The following is a 522-nucleotide window of genomic DNA, read 5'->3' as shown; positions in this document are numbered from 1 at the left end:
CCTAAAGTCCGCATTACGTTTAGGTATTGTTAGCATTATTTTTATTTACAAGCTGCCGAAATTTTTCATCTTTTTTCAGTACTTTATTTAAATGAGTTTCAAGTACTTTATTTGTCCTTGCTCTTAATATATTTCTTAATTGAAAGTGTACTGATATAGAACCGCTATATTTTGTAAAAACACAAGGCAAACCATAGTAAACGTTAGTCTTATCCTTAGCATAAATCCCCCATTTCGATTCAGGAATTATGCCAATAAAACTTTCTCCGATATACGATGCGATTGCATCAAGGACAAGATTGTTTTTTTGATTTTTTAAATCCACTTCACTATATTTTGAAAGGATATATTTTTCTAATTCAGAAAGTGACTTTATTGAATAGTCTAGTTTGATTTTCATATCACTCACATCGACAGTTTTTTTCCAATTATCAATTCTTGTGAATGTATTTTTCTTCCAGATTTCGAAAGTCTCTTCCTTCTGATTCATTCTAGTAGAGTTTATTTAAATTAATGCTAACG

The 522-nt window shown here is 29.5% G+C and carries 1 protein-coding gene; it reads right to left on the bottom strand.

Going from position 1 to position 522, the window contains the following annotated elements; genetic code table 11:
- Window positions 1-19: 19 nt before the first annotated feature.
- The gene (locus KLA_RS17775; RefSeq protein WP_051456160.1) at window positions 20-490 is read right to left on the bottom strand and encodes a hypothetical protein; all 471 of its coding nucleotides are present in this window, start codon (window positions 488-490) and stop codon (window positions 20-22) included.
- Window positions 491-522: the final 32 nt, after the last annotated feature.

It is taken from the genome of Cellulophaga geojensis KL-A (assembly GCF_000568425.1).
GTDB lineage: Bacteria > Bacteroidota > Bacteroidia > Flavobacteriales > Flavobacteriaceae > Cellulophaga > Cellulophaga lytica.
Note: the sequence above shows the minus strand (reverse complement) of the source record. Positions and strands in the feature narration are given on the sequence as shown.